General features: G+C 73.4%; 16 protein-coding genes. 6 read left to right on the top strand and 10 right to left on the bottom strand.

Going from position 1 to position 15539, the window contains the following annotated elements; genetic code table 11:
* Positions 1–92: 92 nt before the first annotated feature.
* The 3 genes from QWJ41_RS02630 to QWJ41_RS02620 are packed head-to-tail and all read left to right on the top strand — an operon-like array spanning position 93 to position 3837.
* Positions 93–1445: a cryptochrome/photolyase family protein gene (locus QWJ41_RS02630; protein WP_336623271.1), complete on the top strand. Its 1353-nt coding sequence runs from the start codon at positions 93–95 to the stop codon at positions 1443–1445.
* Positions 1442–2164 carry a hypothetical protein gene (locus QWJ41_RS02625; protein ID WP_302705611.1) on the top strand — a complete coding sequence of 241 codons (723 nt, stop codon included), beginning with the start codon at positions 1442–1444 and terminating at the stop codon, positions 2162–2164. The genes QWJ41_RS02630 and QWJ41_RS02625 overlap by 4 nt, the downstream gene beginning before the upstream one ends.
* A gap of 38 nt (positions 2165–2202) precedes the next feature.
* Positions 2203–3837, top strand: coding sequence for a glycoside hydrolase family 13 protein (locus QWJ41_RS02620; protein ID WP_302705610.1), 1635 nt, complete (start codon positions 2203–2205; stop codon positions 3835–3837).
* Between the two features lie 18 nt (positions 3838–3855).
* Here the strand turns inward: QWJ41_RS02620 and QWJ41_RS02615 are convergent, their stop codons facing one another.
* Together QWJ41_RS02615 and QWJ41_RS02610 are read right to left on the bottom strand one after the other, a co-directional pair.
* Entirely contained in the window at positions 3856–4275 is a 420-nt protein-coding gene (locus QWJ41_RS02615; protein WP_302705609.1) for a MarR family winged helix-turn-helix transcriptional regulator, read from the bottom strand.
* Between the two features lie 23 nt (positions 4276–4298).
* Positions 4299–5903, bottom strand: a complete 1605-nt coding sequence (locus QWJ41_RS02610; RefSeq protein ID WP_302705608.1) for an MDR family MFS transporter — start codon at positions 5901–5903, stop codon at positions 4299–4301.
* A 629-nt stretch (positions 5904–6532) separates the two neighbouring features.
* Between QWJ41_RS02610 and soxR the strand changes: the two genes are divergently transcribed.
* On the top strand, positions 6533–6994 hold the full coding sequence (gene soxR / locus QWJ41_RS02605) for a redox-sensitive transcriptional activator SoxR (RefSeq protein ID WP_302705607.1): 462 nt from the start codon (positions 6533–6535) through the stop codon (positions 6992–6994).
* Here the strand turns inward: soxR and QWJ41_RS02600 are convergent, their stop codons facing one another.
* From QWJ41_RS02600 to pdxH, 6 genes are all read right to left on the bottom strand, one after another.
* On the bottom strand, positions 6995–8404 hold the full coding sequence (locus QWJ41_RS02600; protein ID WP_302705606.1) for an HNH endonuclease signature motif containing protein: 1410 nt from the start codon (positions 8402–8404) through the stop codon (positions 6995–6997).
* A gap of 77 nt (positions 8405–8481) precedes the next feature.
* Positions 8482–9084: a hypothetical protein gene (locus QWJ41_RS02595; RefSeq protein ID WP_302705605.1), complete on the bottom strand. Its 603-nt coding sequence runs from the start codon at positions 9082–9084 to the stop codon at positions 8482–8484.
* A gap of 85 nt (positions 9085–9169) precedes the next feature.
* Positions 9170–9766 (bottom strand): GNAT family N-acetyltransferase, encoded by a 597-nt coding sequence (locus tag QWJ41_RS02590; protein ID WP_302705604.1) that lies wholly within the window; start codon positions 9764–9766, stop codon positions 9170–9172.
* A gap of 4 nt (positions 9767–9770) precedes the next feature.
* Positions 9771–10106, bottom strand: coding sequence for a hypothetical protein (locus QWJ41_RS02585; RefSeq protein WP_302705603.1), 336 nt, complete (start codon positions 10104–10106; stop codon positions 9771–9773).
* A 50-nt stretch (positions 10107–10156) separates the two neighbouring features.
* Positions 10157–10843, bottom strand: coding sequence for a hypothetical protein (locus QWJ41_RS02580; RefSeq protein WP_302705602.1), 687 nt, complete (start codon positions 10841–10843; stop codon positions 10157–10159).
* Positions 10844–10887: 44 nt separating this feature from the next.
* On the bottom strand, positions 10888–11562 hold the full coding sequence (pdxH, locus tag QWJ41_RS02575; protein ID WP_302705601.1) for a pyridoxamine 5'-phosphate oxidase: 675 nt from the start codon (positions 11560–11562) through the stop codon (positions 10888–10890).
* Between the two features lie 125 nt (positions 11563–11687).
* Between pdxH and QWJ41_RS02570 the strand changes: the two genes are divergently transcribed.
* A complete protein-coding gene (locus QWJ41_RS02570) occupies positions 11688–12791 on the top strand; it encodes a citrate synthase 2 (protein ID WP_302705600.1) in 1104 nt (367 codons plus the stop codon).
* A 49-nt stretch (positions 12792–12840) separates the two neighbouring features.
* Here the strand turns inward: QWJ41_RS02570 and QWJ41_RS02565 are convergent, their stop codons facing one another.
* Positions 12841–14319 (bottom strand): DUF2252 domain-containing protein, encoded by a 1479-nt coding sequence (locus QWJ41_RS02565; RefSeq protein ID WP_302705599.1) that lies wholly within the window; start codon positions 14317–14319, stop codon positions 12841–12843.
* Positions 14320–14406: 87 nt separating this feature from the next.
* Here QWJ41_RS02565 and QWJ41_RS02560 point away from each other — a divergent pair, with 87 nt between their 5' ends.
* The gene (locus QWJ41_RS02560) at positions 14407–15027 is read left to right on the top strand and encodes a class I SAM-dependent methyltransferase (protein WP_302705598.1); all 621 of its coding nucleotides are present in this window, start codon (positions 14407–14409) and stop codon (positions 15025–15027) included.
* Here the strand turns inward: QWJ41_RS02560 and QWJ41_RS02555 are convergent.
* A complete protein-coding gene (locus tag QWJ41_RS02555; RefSeq protein WP_302705597.1) occupies positions 15014–15481 on the bottom strand; it encodes a YybH family protein in 468 nt (155 codons plus the stop codon). The two genes, QWJ41_RS02560 and QWJ41_RS02555, sit on opposite strands and share 14 nt — an antisense overlap.
* Positions 15482–15539: the final 58 nt, after the last annotated feature.

The following is a 15539-nucleotide window of genomic DNA, read 5'->3' as shown; positions in this document are numbered from 1 at the left end:
ACGGGGTGCACACCCCCGTCCCGCGGGCCGCGGCCGCTCGGGTGTGCTGCGCGGGTGTGCTGGCGGCACCGGCTCGCTGGCACGCTCGGGTGGTGGTCAGCCTGATGTGGTTCCGCCGCGACCTGCGGCTCTCCGACAACCCGGCCCTCGTCGAGGCAGGCGCCGACGGGGAGGTGCTGCCGCTCTTCGTGCTCGACCCACGCCTGTGGGGCCCGGCCGGCCCGAGCCGCCGGGCCTACCTGGCCGGCTCGCTGCGCTCGCTCGACGCCTCGCTGCGCGAGCGGCAGGGCGGGCTGTCGGTGGTGCGCGGCGACCCGGTGCGCCGGGTGGTGCAGGCCGCGCGGGCGGTCGGCGCCGAGCGGGTGCACGTCAGCGCCGACTTCGGTCCCTACGGCCGCGAACGCGACGAGGCGGTCGAGCAGGCGCTCGCCGACGCCGGCGTCGAGCTGGTGCGCACGGGCTCGCCGTACGCCGTCGACCCGGGCCGGGTGCGCAACGGCTCGGGCGAGCCCTACAAGGTCTTCACCCCGTTCTCGCGGGCCTGGAACGACGTGGGCTGGGACGCGCCCGCCGACGCCCCGACCGGGGTCTCGTGGCTGCGGCTCGACGAGGACACCACCGAGATCCCCGAGCCGCGCGTCCCCGAGGGCCTCGAGCTGCCCGAGCCCGGGGAGGCCTCGGCCCGGCGGCAGTGGGAGGAGTTCCTCGACCGCGTCGACGACTACGACACCGACCGCGACCGGCCCGACCGCGACGGCACCAGCCGGATGTCGGTGCACCTGAAGTACGGCGAGGTGCACCCGCGCACGCTGCTGGCCGACCTGGGCGCGAGGCGCAGCAGGGGCGCGCAGACCTACCGCACCGAGCTGGCGTGGCGCGAGTTCTACGCCGACGTGCTCTACCGGCGTCCCGACTCGGCCCGCGACTACTACAAGCCCGAGTACGCCCGGCTCGACTACGACCGGCCCGGCGACCAGCTGAGCACCTGGCAGGAGGGGCGCACCGGCTTCCCGATCGTCGATGCCGGGATGCGCCAGCTGCGCGCCACCGGCTGGATGCACAACCGGCTGCGGATGATCGTGGCCAGCTTCCTGGTCAAGGACCTGCACGTGGAGTGGCAGCACGGCGCCCGGCACTTCCTGCACTGGCTCGTCGACGGCGACCTGGCCAGCAACAACCACGGCTGGCAGTGGACGGCCGGCAGCGGCACCGACGCCTCGCCGTTCTTCCGGGTCTTCAACCCCACCACGCAGGGCCGGCGCTTCGACCCCGACGGCGCCTACGTGCGCCGGTGGGTCAGCGAGCTCGCCGACCCCGACCAGGTGCCCGACCCGCACGAGCCCGACGCCGACACCCGTGACCTGGTCGGCTACCCGGCGCCGATGCTCGACCACAAGGAGGAGCGCCAGGAGGCCCTCGACAGGTACGAGAGGATCAAGGGATGAGCACCTTCTCCTCGGCCCTCGACCCCCTCGTCGTCCCCGCCCGCTTCAACGGCCCGGCCGGCTCCGGCAACGGCGGCTGGTCGGCCGGCGCCCTGGCGGCGTACGTCGACGCCGACGGCGGGGCGGTCGAGGTGACGCTGCGCCAGCCGCCGCCGCTGGACACCCCGATGGAGGTCGTGGAGGACGACGGCGTCATGACCGCGATGCACGAGGGCGCCCCGGCGCTGGTGGCCCGCCGGGCGGCGCTCGCGCCCGAGGGTGTTCCCGCGGTGTCGATGGCGCTGGCCCGCGAGGCGGCGACCCGCTACCCGGGGCTCGAGCAGCACCCCTTCCCGACCTGCTTCACCTGCGGCACCGAGCGCGAGCCGGGCGACGGGCTGCGGATCTTCCCGGGGCGCGTCGACGACCTCGATGGACGCCCGCGGGTGGCCGCCCCGTGGGTGACCGGGGAGGCCGACCTGCGCGTGGTCTGGGCGGCGCTCGACTGCGCCGGCGCCTGGGCGGCCGACATGGAGGACCGGATGATGGTGCTGGGCCGGATGACCGCCGAGGTGCTCGGCACCCCCGTCGCCGGCGAGGAGCACGTGGTCGTCGGCCTGGCCCGCGGCAGCGAGGGCCGCAAGCACCGCACGGCCACCACCGTCGTGGACCCGCGCGGGGCGGTGCTCGGTCGCGCCGAGCAGGTCTGGATCGAGGTCTCCCCCGAGGCGTTCGCCTGAGCGTGCCTCGTCGGGAACCGTGTGGAACACTTGGCGCCATGGCTTTGAACGATCCAAACCAGGGTGCCGGCGCCGAGTGGTGGCGCCACGCCGTCATCTACCAGGTCTACCCGCGCTCCTTCGCCGACGCCGACGGTGACGGCGTGGGCGACCTGCCCGGCATCACCGCCCGGCTGCCCTACCTGCGCGACCTGGGCGTCGACGCGGTGTGGATCTCGCCGTTCTACCGCTCCCCGCAGAAGGACCACGGGTACGACGTCAGCGACTACTGCGACATCGACCCGCTCTTCGGCACGCTCGAGGACGCCGACACCCTCGTGGCGACCGCCCACGAGCTGGGCCTGAAGATCATCGCCGACCTGGTGCCCAACCACTCCTCCGACCAGCACGTGTGGTTCCAGGCCGCGCTGGCCGCCGAGCCCGGCAGCCCCGAGCGCGCCCGCTACCTCTTCCGCGACGGCCGCGGCCCCCAGGGCCAGGAGCCGCCCAACAACTGGCACTCGGTCTTCGGCGGCGCCGCCTGGACCCGCGTGGCCGAGCACCCGGACGGGCGCGACGACGACCCGCAGTGGTACCTGCACCTCTTCGACTCCACCCAGCCCGACTTCGACTGGCGCAACCCCGAGGTCGGCGACATGTTCGTCGACGTGCTGCGCTTCTGGCTCGACCGCGGCATCGACGGCTTCCGCGTCGACGTGGCGCACGGCCTGCTCAAGGAGGAGTCGCTGCGCGACCAGCTGGTCGCCGACGGCGAGCAGCCCGACAGCGCGGCGCCGATCAACGAGGAGCGCTCGATGGTCGAGCGCATTCTGCGCGACGAGCCGATGTGGGACCAGCCCGAGGTGCACGAGGTCTACCGGCGCTGGCACGACGTGCTCGCCGAGTACGACGGCGACCGGATGCTGGTGGCCGAGGCCTGGACCCAGACCCCCGAGTCGATGGCGCAGTTCGTGCGCCACGACGAGATGAGCCAGGCCTTCAACTTCTCCTGGCTGCTGGCCCCGTGGTCGGCCGAGGCGTTCGAGGGCGTCATCACCGGCACCTTCGCCGCGCTGGCTGACGTGCAGGCCAGCCCGACGTGGGTGCTGAGCAACCACGACGTCGTGCGCCACGTGACCCGCTACGGCGGGGGCGAGCAGGGCCTGGCCCGGGCGCGCGCCGCCACGCTGACGATGCTGGCGCTGCCCGGCTCGTCGTACGTCTACCAGGGCGAGGAGCTGGGGCTCGAGCAGGTCGACGTGGCTCCCGAGCACCGCCAGGACCCCTCCTACCTGCGCACCGGCGAGGTCGGCCGCGACGGCTGCCGGGTGCCGATGCCGTGGTCGGGCGAGAAGCCGCCGTTCGGCTTCGGCCCCGGCGAGGGCCAGCCGTGGATCCCGCAGCCCGAGAGCTGGACCGACGTGACCGTCGAGGCCCAGCGGGTCGACCCCGACTCGACGCTGGCGTTCTACCAGCGCGCGCTCGCGGCGCGCCGGGCGCTGGCCGGCGTCCCCGGCGAGGTCGAGATGCTCGACCTGGGCCGCGACGTGCTGGCCTTCCGGCGCGGGCCGGTGACCGTGGTGCTCAACTGCGGCACCACCCCGGTCAGCCGCCCCCAGGGCGAGGTCGTGGCCAGCAGCGGGCCGGTCTCCGACCTGCTGCCCGGCGACACCGCGGTCTGGGTGCGCTCCTGACGCTGCCCGGCGAGGCCCTCAGCTTCGGTTGAGGGCCTCGTTGTAGCGGCCCAGCACCCGGGCGAAGTCCTCGAGCTCCTCGGCGTCCCAGTCGCCGAGCCTCTCGTCGAGCCAGCGCCGCCGGTGCTCGGCGACCGCGGTCAGCCGCTCGACCGCCGACGCGGTGGCCGAGATCAGCGAGGCCCGGCCGTCGTCGGGGTCCTGGGTGCGCTCGACGAGGCCGAGGTCGACCAGGTGCGCGACCTGGCGGCTGATGGCGCCCTTGTCGATGTTGAACATCTCAGCCGCCACCGAGGCCCGCATCGGGCCGTGCTGGCCCAGGTAGGCCAGCATCAGGTACGACGCCGGCTGCAGGTCGGGGTGCACGGCGTGGGCACGCTCCCCGATCACCCGCTTCACGCGGCGGATCATCACGCCCACCTCCTGCTCCAGGCGCATGAGGGACTCTGCTCGTGACGCGGTCATCGTGAGGGCAGCGTAGTGGCCGGGGCAGCCTCCCGGGCCTCCCGGGCCTCCGCGTCCTCGACCAGGTCGGCGGTGGCCTCGGGCGCGGAGTCGGCCGGCGCCACTGGGACGACGTCGTGGGTGGTGCGCAGCGGGACCTCGCGGATGGCCACGACGCAGACCAGGGCCAGCACCGCCAGCGGGGTGGCGACCAGGAACAGGTGGCCGAAGGACTCGCCGTAGGCCTGCTCGAAGACCGCCCGCACCGGTGCCGGCAGGCTGGTCAGGTCGGGGATCTCGCCGCTGTCGTAGGCCCCTGCCCCGCCGCCGAGGCCGCTCAGCCCGTCCCTGACGCCGGCCGCGACCTGGGTGCTGAGCAGCGCACCGAGGGCCGAGACGCCCACCGAGCCGCCCAGCGAGCGGAAGAACGCGACGACCGAGCTGGCCGCGCCGAGCTCGCTGAGGGGCACGTTGTTCTGCACCGCGAGCACCAGGTTCTGCATGGTCGCGCCCAGACCGACGCCCAGCACGGCCATGAACAGGCCGATCACCCGCAGGTCGGTGGTCTCGTCGATCGTGCCGAGCAGGCCCAGGCCCACGACGGTCAGCACCATGCCCGAGACCAGCCACCGCTTCCAGCGTCCGGTCGTGGTGATCCGGCGACCCGAGACGATGCTCGAGACCAGCAGCCCGCCGACCATGCAGATCGACATCAGGCCCGCGGCCGTGGGGCTCATCCCGCGGGCGGTCTGGAAGTACTGCGACAGGTAGACCGTGGAGCCGAACATGGCGACACCGATCAGCACCGAGGCCGTCGTGGCCAGGGCGATGGTGCGGTCGCGGAAGAGGCGCAGCGGCACCACCGGCTCGACCGCCACGCACGCCTCGACGTACACCGCGGCGGCCACGACCACGAGGCCGGCGACGACCAGGAGCGCCGAGACGGGCGAGACCCAGTCGAACTGGCTGCCGGCCAGGCTGACCCACACGAGCAGCAGGCTGACGCCGGCGACGATGAGCGTGGCGCCGGTGTAGTCGATGTGGACGTCGCGCTTGACCACCGGCAGGCGCAGCGTCTTCTGCAGCAGCACGAAGGCCACCGCCGCGAAGGGCAGGCCGACGAAGAAGGTGCCCCGCCAGCCGAGCGGGGAGTCGACGATCAGGCCGCCGATGAGCGGACCCGAGACCGTAGCGAGGGCGAACGTGGCGCCGATGTAGCCGGAGTAGCGACCGCGCTCGCGCGGCGGGATCATGCTGGCGATCACGACCTGCACCAGCGCGGTCAGGCCGCCGACGCCGAGGCCCTGCACGACGCGGGCGCCGATCAGCACCTCCATGCTGGGCGCGAGGGCCGCGATGAGCGAGCCGACCGCGAAGACCACCAGCGCCGTCTGCACGAGCATCTTCTTGCTGAAGAGGTCGGCGAGCTTGCCCCACACCGGCGTGGTGGCGGTCATCGCCAGCAGGGTGGCCACCACGACCCAGGTGTAGCCGGTCTGGGTGCCGTCGAGGTCGGCCACGATGCGCGGCAGCGCGTTGGTGACCACGGTGCTCGAGAGCATGGCCACGAACATCGCCAGCAGCAGCCCGCTCAGCGCCTCGAGCACCTGGCGGTGCGTCATCTGCGCCTCCGCACCTGCCGGCGCGGTAGCGACGGGGGCGGGTGGGACGGCCTGGCTCACGGACTCTCGATTCACGCTGGGACTAACAGTTGACTTGCGCAACCTTATTCCCGCGGTCCTCCTCGAGCAACCCGCACCAACCCCGGACATGCAGCGACCCGCAGGCGTGACCCTCGAGACGAGGGCCGTGCCCGGCGGACGGAGCCGGGCCACCTGCGGGTCGGGCAGCTGCTTGGGATTCGCCAGCAGCGTCAGGGGCACTCCTGCCCCGTCGTCCTGCTGGGGCTGCTAGCGGGCAGCCACCTCACGCGTCCTGGAAGAACTCATTCTCCGGACCACCTCCTTTCCCGTGTGCGAAAACCGTACGCCGGGCCTCCGGGCCGGACAAGAGGTTTTGTCGACGAGGGGTGGGCGCTCACCGCAGCTCGCCGAGCGGATCGCGCCAGGCGCGCGAGTCGGCCCGACCGGTTCCGTGCGGGACACCCTGGAGGACCGTCGGACGGCGCCGGGACGGCCATCTCCTCCGCCTGGGGCCGGACTGCTGGACGCGCTCGAACGCGTCGTCGTCGCTGTTCTGGATGGTTACCATGCCGTCGATCGGACAACGTCAAGTGGACTTGAGGTCAAGAGTGGATCGGCGCGACCTGCTCACCATCGGCGAGGTGGCTCGACGCTCGGGCCTCACTCCGTCCGCCCTGCGCTACTACGAGGCCCGAGCTCTGATCACGAGCACACGTACCGCCGGCGACCGACGGCGCTACCAGCGGGCGGTCCTGCGTCGCGTCGCCGTGATCAGGGCCGCGCAGCGGGTGGGCCTGAGCCTCGACGACATCGGTGCGGCCTTCGCCGACGTACCGGTCGAGGCCGCCCCGACCCGGGCCCAGTGGGCCCGGATGTCGGCGCGGTGGCGTCCGGTCATCGACCAGCGCATCGCCGACCTGGAGAAGGTCCGCGACGAGCTGGACGGGTGCATCGGGTGCGGATGCCTGTCCCTGCAGCACTGCCGGCTCTACAACCCCGACGACGTGCTCGCCGACGAGGGCGCCGGCTCACGCCGCCTCTTCCCCGACGACTCCGACCCGCAGCCCTGATCAGGCGGCGGAGTCGAGGACCAGCTGGCTGTCGGGTCGGTAGATCTCGAAGGTGCTGGCGGGCCGACCTCGTGACGGCAGCGGTGGCGGCGGAGCCCCTGGCTGCTGGCCGAGGGGGCGGGTGCCGGTGTGGTCGACGAGGTAGGTGGCGCCGTGGGGGTCCTGCCAGAGCGCGATGCCGGGCAGTGGTTGTCGCACCTGCCAGGTGCCGTGGGTCTTGAGGCGGTGGTGGCTGGTGGTGAGAGGGGTGTAGTTGCCGAGCTTGCTGGGCCCGCCCCGGGCGTGGGGTCGGGTGTGGTCGATCTGCATGGCGTCGCTGGTGCAGGAGCCGTAGGGGAAGGTGTCGGCCGGGGAGAGCAGGCGCACGGCTCGGCGGTGGCGGGCGGGGATCTCGTAGGCGTCGACGGGGCTCTGGTGGGCCAGGTCGAGGACGGGGCGGATGGTGAAGCGGGCGTGGGGGCCGAGGGTCTCACGGACCCAGGAGCGAGTGACCGGGCCGTGGCCCTCGAGGCGGGCGACGGGCTCGAGGGGCTGGCCGTGCTCGTCGAGCTCTACCTGGTCGCGGCCGTCGAGGTGGACCACGAGGTCGACCCGCGGTCCCGCGTCCGCAGCTCCGGGCTCGGCGGTGCCGGTGGTGAGCTGGAGGGCGGCCAGGACGCGGCGGTCGTCGATGGTGACGGTGCGTTCGTCGGTGCGGGTCTCGTTGTCCTCGCGCAGGGCGCCGGGCTCGTCGGGCAGTGCCGCCTGGAGCGCCGTGGCGCGCTGGGTGATGGCGTGGTCGATGCGCGTGATGGTGGCGATGTCGGCGCGGATGAGGAAGGAGGCCATGCCGTGCTCGGGGCGGCCGATGATCTTGGCGAAGCAGGCCTTCCTGGCGCGCTCTTCCTTCTCGCGGGCGATCGCGGGGGCGGCGGTGGCGACCTTGCCGGCCACGAGTGCCTCGAAGCGGCTCCAGGGGATGCGACCGTCGGCCGACTCGGCGACCTCGGCGTCGACGTGTGCGGCCTCGGCGCGGGAGAGCTCGCGGGTCTTGGTGACCACGTGGCGGGCGTAGGAGGCGCGCACCTCGAGGGCCTGCACCCGTGCCCACAGCGCCGGGTGGCGGTGGTGGAGGTCCTGGGCGTCGCCGATCAGGCGGGCCGCGGCCCAGGTGGTGACCCCGATACGGGCGCCGAGCTCGGCGGCGGCGAACTCGGTGACCTCCGCGACCCCCTCACCGCCGTAGCGGCGCGCCCGCTCACGGCCGGGCAGTCGCTGCTGGTGGGGGTCGAGCCGGTCCGCGGAGTGCATGACCGCCCAGTGGTGGGCGAGGACCAGCAGCTCGACCTCGGCCTCGCGGGCGGAGCGCGCGCAGGCTCCGGCCCGGTCGAGGACCTCGGCCTCGCTCAGGTCGTCCAGCGGCGTCTGCATGCCCCTATTTTACTCGAACTGGAGTTCGAGTAAATGGGTCTCCCGCGACCTGTGGAGAGGCAGCCAGGGTGTGTGGGTCAGTCGTGGGCGACGTCCCAGAGCTTCGAGACGACCCCGCCGTCCTTGAACGTGATGAAGGACCAGCGCCAGAACGGCATCATGTCGTAGACGCAGGTGCGACGCCCTTCGTAGGCCGAGCAGTCCCTACCGCCGAAGCCGACCGCCTCGCGCACCTCGAGCCGGGTCATGCCGCGCTCCACCCTGTTGAACTCGGGCCGCGAGACGGTCCTCTTGTGGGTCTTCTGGGCCACCCGGATCCGGTGGACCCGGCTGGTCCTGCTGCCGCGGCACCACGCCGTGGTCCGTGAGCGGTACCGCCCGGCGTCGACCCGGGGGAAGTGCATGCCCGGATAGGCGCCACGCCAGCGGTAGGTCTGCGACTCGCCGGTCGCACGACTGGTCAGCACCCACTTCACACGTGGTGCCACCTGAGCCTTGGAGCAGCTGACGTAGGGGCTCATCACGCCCCCCTGCTCGTCCTTGGGAGCGGGAACCGCGCTCGGGGACGAGATCCTCGGAGTCACGGCCTTCTCGGCGTGCGCGACGACGGGGTGGCCGATGATCAGCGCGGCGGTGATGAACCCACCGGCCACGGCACGGATGGGGTGTCCTCGAAGCATGGCGGTCTCCGGTCTGGGGGGGGCGACGACAGCGCTCGTCACAGTCACCGCCACCTCGATGGTCCGGGCTGCAGCAGTCCCGGCGCTACCCGCAGATCGATGATGCGGACAGGTCGCGACGCATCACCAGCCGCGGCATCCGGCTGGCCACGGCGGCGGTCGTGCCGACGACCTCGAAGCCCACCTTCTCGAACATCGCCCGGGTGCCGACGAAGGCCATCGTCAGGTCCATCCGCTCCCCCGCCGGATCGACCGGGTAGGCCTCGACGGCCGGCGCCCCCTCGGACGCCGCCCAGGCCACCGCCCCCTCGAGCAGCGGCGTCGTCACCCCCTGCCTGCGGTGGCCACCTCGTACGACGACGCAGATGATGCTCCACACGGGCAGGTCGTCGACGGGCCTGATCAGCCTCGACGCGGCGAGCTTGGGGTTGTCGGCGCGGGGACCGATGCTGCACCACCCCACCGGCACGCCGTCGCGGTAGGTGACCACGCCCGGCGGGTGCTCGCGCTCGCACAGCGACCGCATCGCCCGCTCACGGCTGCCCCGACCCAGCTCCTCGACCTGGGAGGCGGGGAGCCGGTGCGACAGGCACCAGCAGTGCGAGGCGCGCCGGTTCGGGTTGACGACGTCGGCGAAGTCCTCGAACCGGTCGGGGGTGACCGGGTGCGTCTGCCAGGTCACCACGTCACCGCACCGGGCGACCGCTCTCGTGCTGCCAGCGGCGCATCCCCACCAGCACGCCCTCGGCGACGACGCCGACACCGGCCACGACGATCCCGAGGATCCAGAGCAGACCACCGACGAGCGCCTCCCCGCCGTCCTCCGGCCCGGCCCCGGACCACATCAACCGGCCGAGGCCGGTGACGAGCAGCCCGACCACCACCCAGACCCAGCCCCTGATGGGCCTGTCGCCGGAGCCCTCCGCGTCGCGCAGGGAGCCTCCGTCGCCGCAGGTGGGGCAGAGGGAGGCGGTGCCGGGCACCTCGTGACCGTTCCGGCAGTGGCGCAGATCCGAGACCATGGGCCCAGGGTGCCAGCCGGGTCGGGGCCCGGGCCAGCACCGCGACCGGGTCAGGCGCCGCGGCCGACGCCCAGCGCCTCGAGGACCCGGGGCCCTCCCTGCAGGACGCCGTCCACTGCCCCACCGGGGCCGTCGGCACCGGCGGGCCGGGAGCGCGGGTCGGCGGTCAGCCGGGTGTCGTGGCAGCCGAAGTCGTCGACGACCACGCCGGTCAGGTCACCGGCGTCGGCGAGCACGACCATGAAGCGCGGGCCGAGGTCGGCGGTGCAGACGCGCTGCGAGGTGTCGAGGTCGAGGAGCGCGAGCCCGTCGAGGGCGTCGGCGAGCGGAGCGAGGTCGGCGTCGGCGACCGGCGCGGCCCGCCCCTGTCGCTCCCACCCGGACGGCGAGCCCTCGCCGTCGCCATCGCCGTCGCCATCGCCCTCGCCCTCGCCCTCGCCCAGTTGAGCCGGGTGGTAGCGGCACACCCAGGCCCGGCGTACCGGCGGCAGCTCGGGCAGCTCCTCGGCAGCCTCGTCGGCACCGGCTCGCTCGCCCGCCGTGGGCAGCACCCGCGGGCACGGCCGGCCCGGCGCCCCGGTCGGCTCGTCGGGGCTCGGCTCACTGGGACTCGACCCGGTCGGCGGTGGTTCCTCGGCGACCGGAGTCGCATCGTCGCCCCCGCCGCACCCGCCCAGCAGCAGGGCCAGCACCACAGCGGCACCGGTCGCAGCGAGGCGGGACGTCGGCAGGCTCATGCCGGATGGACGGCCGAGCGGGCCGGCCGGTTCCCCTCGACCCATCAGGGCGCCAGCCGCTCCACCGACCACGAGCCACCCGAGCGGCGGTAGACCAGCCGGTCGTGCAGGCGGCTGGGCCGGCCCTGCCAGAACTCCACGGCCTCGGGCAGCACGACGTAGCCGCCCCACCCGTCGGGCACCGGCACGGGCCCGCCGGCGAAGCGCTGCTCGGCCGCGGCGTACGCCGCCTCGAGCTCCTCGCGGCCGGCGACCGGCGAGGACTGGGCCGAGGCCCAGGCGCCGAGCTGCGAGCCGCGCGGGCGCTCGGCGAAGTAGGCGGCGACCAGCTCGCGCGAGAGCCGCTCGACGACACCGTCGACGCGCACCTGCCGCTCGAGCGGGTGCCAGGGGAAGAGCAGCGCGGCGCGGGGGTTGGCCTCGAGGTCGGAGCCCTTGCGCGAGCCGTGGTTGGTGTAGAAGACGAAGCCCCGGCGCCCGGCGCCGTCGTCGAGGCCCTTGAGCAGCACCGTGCGCGCCGAGGGCGCCCCGTCGGCGGAGGCGGTGGCCACCACGACCGCGTTGGGCTCGTGCAGCCCGGCCGCCCGCGCCTCGTCGAACCAGCGCCCGAACATCGTCCACGGGTCGGGGGCGAGCTCGGCCTCGGTGAGGCCGTTGGCGGCGTACTCCTGGCGCAGGGCGCGCAGCTGCGGGGACGTCACGTCGGTGGGCTCGGGCATGGTCCTCACGGTAGCCAGCGCGCGACCATCCCGAGGGCTCATGGACCGCCGCGTGCCGCACGGGCAGCATCACTGACACAATGCGACGGTTTGGACGCAGCCGCACACGACACAGGAGTCATGCGATGACCGAGGTACACCACGGGCTGGAGGGCGTCGTCGCCTTCGAGACGGAGATCGCCGAGCCCGACAAGGAGGGGTCCGCGCTCCGCTACCGCGGCGTCGACATCGAGGACATCGTCGGCCGGGTCCCCTTCGAGAACGTCTGGGGCCTGCTGATCGACGGTGCCTACACCCCCGGCCTGGCCCCGGCCGAGCCCTTCAACCTGCCGGTGCACACCGGTGACGTCCGCGTCGACGTGCAGGCGGCGGTCGCGATGCTCGCGCCGGCCTTCGGCTTCGGCCAGACCTACGACATCTCCGACGAGCAGGCCCGCGACGACATCGGGCGCCTGGCCGTCATGGTGCTCTCGTACGCCGCCCAGTCGGCGCGCGGGCTGAACAAGGCCATCGTCCCGCAGAAGGAGGTCGACGAGGGTGCGACCCTCGCCGAGAAGTTCCTGATCCGCTGGAAGGGCGAGGCCGACCCCAAGCACGTCAAGGCGATCGACGCCTACTGGAGCAGCGCGGCCGAGCACGGCATGAACGCCTCCACCTTCACCGCCCGCGTCATCACCTCCACCGGCGCCGACGTGGCCGCCGCCTTCTCGGGCGCCATCGGCGCGATGTCGGGCCCGCTGCACGGCGGCGCGCCTAGCCGGGTGCTCGGCATGATCTCCGACGTCGAGGAGTCCGGCGACGCCGAGGCCTACGTCAAGGGCCTGCTCGACCGCGGCGAGCGGCTGATGGGCTTCGGCCACCGCGTCTACCGTGCCGAGGACCCCCGCGCCCGGGTGCTGCGCCGCACCGCCAAGGAGCTCGACGCGCCGCGCTACGCGGTCGCCGAGGCCCTCGAGCAGGCGGCCCTCAAGGAGCTGCGCGAGCGCCGCCCCGACCGGGTCCTCGAGACCAACGTCGAGTTCTGGGCCGCCATCGTCCTCGACTTCGCCGAGGTGCCGGCCAACATGTTCACCTCGATGTTCACCTGCGCCCGCACCGGCGGCTGGTCGGCGCACATCCTGGAGCAGAAGCGCACCGGTCGCCTGATCCGCCCCTCCGCGGTCTACACCGGCCCGGGCTCGCGCCCGGCCTCGGAGATCGAGGGCTGGCAGGAGGCCTGGGGCAAGTGAGCCCCCGCGCCGGGCCGCTCCGCCACCGCGGACCGGCCCGGCGCACCGCTCAGCGGAAGACCCGGTCGACCATCGCGAAGGCGCCCAGCTCCTGGTCGGAGCGGAAGTGCCGGTGGTCGGCCCGGACCCGGTCGGCCGCCTCGGCGGCGTACTCGACGATGTCCTGCACGAAGAGCTCCTCGGGGCCGATGGCCTCGAGGACGTCCGGCTCGATGTCGTGGTCGACCAGACCCGCCTCGTCCGAGAGCGCGTGCGACTGGGCCAGCGAGGCGCCGCAGATGGCGGCGTACCTGCGCCACTGCTTGTCGGAGAGCTCGTCGAGGTCGATGTCGTCGCGGTACGGCGAGCGCTCGCGCACCATGAAGCTCAGCCCGTCCATCTCGACGGCGCCGTAGAACCGGTCGCCGCGCACCAGGTGCACGCCCTGCGCGTGCGAGATCCGGTCGGCGTTGCCGTCGACGACGTACTCCGAGGGCGGCACCAGCCCGGCCAGCGCCGAGCGCCGCGCCTGCTTGAGCTCGAGCAGCAGGTCGTCGCTGCCGTCGGCGTGGGGGCCCTCGACCATCAGGTAGTAGCGCGGCAGGCCCAGGGAGGCGGTGCCCTGGCCGAGGCGCTGGCACACGTCCTTGACCCGCATCGAGCCGGCCCGCTCCGGCACCTCGATGTCGTTCTCGCGCACGAAGCGCTCGAGCGCCTCCTGGAACTCCGGCACCCGCGAGGACACCGGCACGTGCTCGTCGTCGGCGCGGAAGCCGCGCCGGTACTCGTCGTGGTACTTGCGCGCCAGCCAGTGGTCGCGGTCCTCCTTGGCCGACTCGAAGAGCCGGCGGATGATCTTGGGCGCGTTGTCCTCGCGCATCTGGCCCTGCTGCTCGGTGGCGTCGGTGGCGTAGTCGCGCATCGCCTCGACGTAGCCGCGCACGAAGGCGGCGGCGATCCTGCGCTGCTGCTTGCGCCCGTGCCCGCCCTCCTCCTGCGCGGCGATGACGAAGCCGGTGGCGCCGCGCTTGAGGTCCCAGGTGAACGGCGCGTAGTAGGCCTCGTCGAAGTCGTTGACGCCGAAGATCGGCACGTCGTCGGCGCTGGGCATCACCCCGAAGTTCTCGGGGTGCACGTCGCCGAGGGTCAGCACCGTCGGCATCCAGGCGTCCTCGCCCGCCAGGTCGCGGTAGAACAGCAGGCAGGTGCCGCGGAAGAACGAGAACAGCGAGTCGTGCAGCTTCTCGAACTTCTCCTCCGCGTCCTGGCTGCGGGTCGAGATCCGGGTCTCGTGGTCCTCACGGATCGTCTGGCGCACGTGGCGGCGCCGCTCCAGCCCGGTGAGGTGGCGCGGCAGGAAGACCATCTCGCCGCGCGCCCGCTGCAGCGCCAGGGAGCGGAAGGCCTCGACCCGCGAGCCCGTCTGCGTCCCGGCCCCCACCGCCTGGGCCAGCTCCTCCTTGGTCATCGTGGACCGGCCGGCCACGTCGGCATCACGGGCCCGCTGCATCAGCTCGGCACGCGTCAGGGCATCGACGTCATCACTCATCGTCCCTTCCTACCCGTCCGCACCCCTCAAGCCCACTCATCGCCACCACTCGCCCGAAGGGGTGGTGATGGCCTAGGGTCGTCGGCCATGACCAGCCGCGATGCTGTCCGACTATGGGACGCCGAGGCCCCCGGCTTCGACCTCGCCGCCGACCACGGCCTGCTCGACCCTGCGGTGCGCGCCGCCTGGTCGCGCCTCATGCACGACCTGCTGCCCCCGCCGGCGAGCCGGGTCGCCGACCTCGGCTGCGGCACCGGCACCCTGGCGCTGCTGCTCGCCGAGCACGGCCACGCGGTCGACGGGATCGACTTCTCCCCCGAGATGGTGGAGCGCGCGCTGACCAAGACCGCCCACGAGCCCGACGTCACCGTCACCGAGGCCGACGCCTACGACCCGCCCCTGACCCCCGGCGACTACGACGTCGTGCTCTCGCGCCACGTGCTGTGGGCGATGCCCGACCCGGTCGAGGCGCTGCGTCGCTGGTCGGCGCTGCTGGCCCCCGAGGGCCGGCTGGTGCTGGTGGAGGGCTACTGGTCGCAGGGCGACGGCACCCGCGGCGGGCTGACCGCGCAGGAGGTCGTGACGGCGCTCGGCGCCATCGGGCGCAGCGGCACCGTGTACCCGCTGCCCGACCCGCAGCTGTGGGGCAAGCGCATCGACGACGAGCGGTACGCCGTCGTCAGCACCGGCCCGATCAGCCGGCCCTGACCAGCAGCTCGCGGCTCGGCGAGACCGGCTGCGCACCGTTGAACAGCTCGAAGCGCCAGCGGCCCCGCGTGGCGCTGAGGATGCCGGAGAGCTGGAAGCGCACCCGCTCGGAGAGCCCGTCGGGGTAGTCGAGGACGGCCTCGGTCTCGGAGACGAACCACAGCACGTCGCCGCGGCGCCGCGACCAGGTCTCCCCGCTCGCGCCGCTCTCCCCCGGCGTCCCGGTCTCCCAGGTGATCGTGAAGGCCTCCTCGAAGAGCTCCGCGAGGAAGGGCCGCAGCTCCTCGGCGCCGTGCGCGTGCTCGCCGAGGTCGTCGCCGTAGACCGCACCGTCCGGCGAGAAGCAGTCGACCGCCGCCTCGACGTCGCGGGCCCGGAACGCCGCGGAGAGGCGCTCGAGGGCGCCCGCCACGATCTGGTCGGGCTGCTGGGGGAGGTCGGTGGTGCTGCTCATGCACCCTCAACGACACGCCTGCCGCCGGGGTACGCCCCCGCGGGGTGAGGTCTGGTCC

It is taken from the genome of Nocardioides cremeus (assembly GCF_030518195.1).
GTDB lineage: Bacteria > Actinomycetota > Actinomycetes > Propionibacteriales > Nocardioidaceae > Nocardioides > Nocardioides cremeus.
Note: the sequence above shows the minus strand (reverse complement) of the source record. Positions and strands in the feature narration are given on the sequence as shown.

Excerpts from the sequence above, each read along its gene's own strand:
- QWJ41_RS02625 (WP_302705611.1), top strand. The coding sequence starts at position 1,442 with ATGAGCACCTTCTCCTCGGCCCTCGACCCCCTCGTCGTCCCCGCCCGC.
- QWJ41_RS02620 (WP_302705610.1), top strand. The coding sequence starts at position 2,203 with ATGGCTTTGAACGATCCAAACCAGGGTGCCGGCGCCGAGTGGTGGCGC.
- QWJ41_RS02615 (WP_302705609.1), bottom strand. The coding sequence starts at position 4,275 with ATGCGCCTGGAGCAGGAGGTGGGCGTGATGATCCGCCGCGTGAAGCGG.
- QWJ41_RS02610 (WP_302705608.1), bottom strand. The coding sequence starts at position 5,903 with ATGACGCACCGCCAGGTGCTCGAGGCGCTGAGCGGGCTGCTGCTGGCG.
- QWJ41_RS02600 (WP_302705606.1), bottom strand. The coding sequence starts at position 8,404 with ATGCAGACGCCGCTGGACGACCTGAGCGAGGCCGAGGTCCTCGACCGG.
- QWJ41_RS02595 (WP_302705605.1), bottom strand. The coding sequence starts at position 9,084 with ATGCTTCGAGGACACCCCATCCGTGCCGTGGCCGGTGGGTTCATCACC.
- QWJ41_RS02585 (WP_302705603.1), bottom strand. The coding sequence starts at position 10,106 with ATGGTCTCGGATCTGCGCCACTGCCGGAACGGTCACGAGGTGCCCGGC.
- QWJ41_RS02580 (WP_302705602.1), bottom strand. The coding sequence starts at position 10,843 with ATGAGCCTGCCGACGTCCCGCCTCGCTGCGACCGGTGCCGCTGTGGTG.
- pdxH (WP_302705601.1), bottom strand. The coding sequence starts at position 11,562 with ATGCCCGAGCCCACCGACGTGACGTCCCCGCAGCTGCGCGCCCTGCGC.
- QWJ41_RS02570 (WP_302705600.1), top strand. The coding sequence starts at position 11,688 with ATGACCGAGGTACACCACGGGCTGGAGGGCGTCGTCGCCTTCGAGACG.
- QWJ41_RS02565 (WP_302705599.1), bottom strand. The coding sequence starts at position 14,319 with ATGAGTGATGACGTCGATGCCCTGACGCGTGCCGAGCTGATGCAGCGG.
- QWJ41_RS02560 (WP_302705598.1), top strand. The coding sequence starts at position 14,407 with ATGACCAGCCGCGATGCTGTCCGACTATGGGACGCCGAGGCCCCCGGC.
- QWJ41_RS02555 (WP_302705597.1), bottom strand. The coding sequence starts at position 15,481 with ATGAGCAGCACCACCGACCTCCCCCAGCAGCCCGACCAGATCGTGGCG.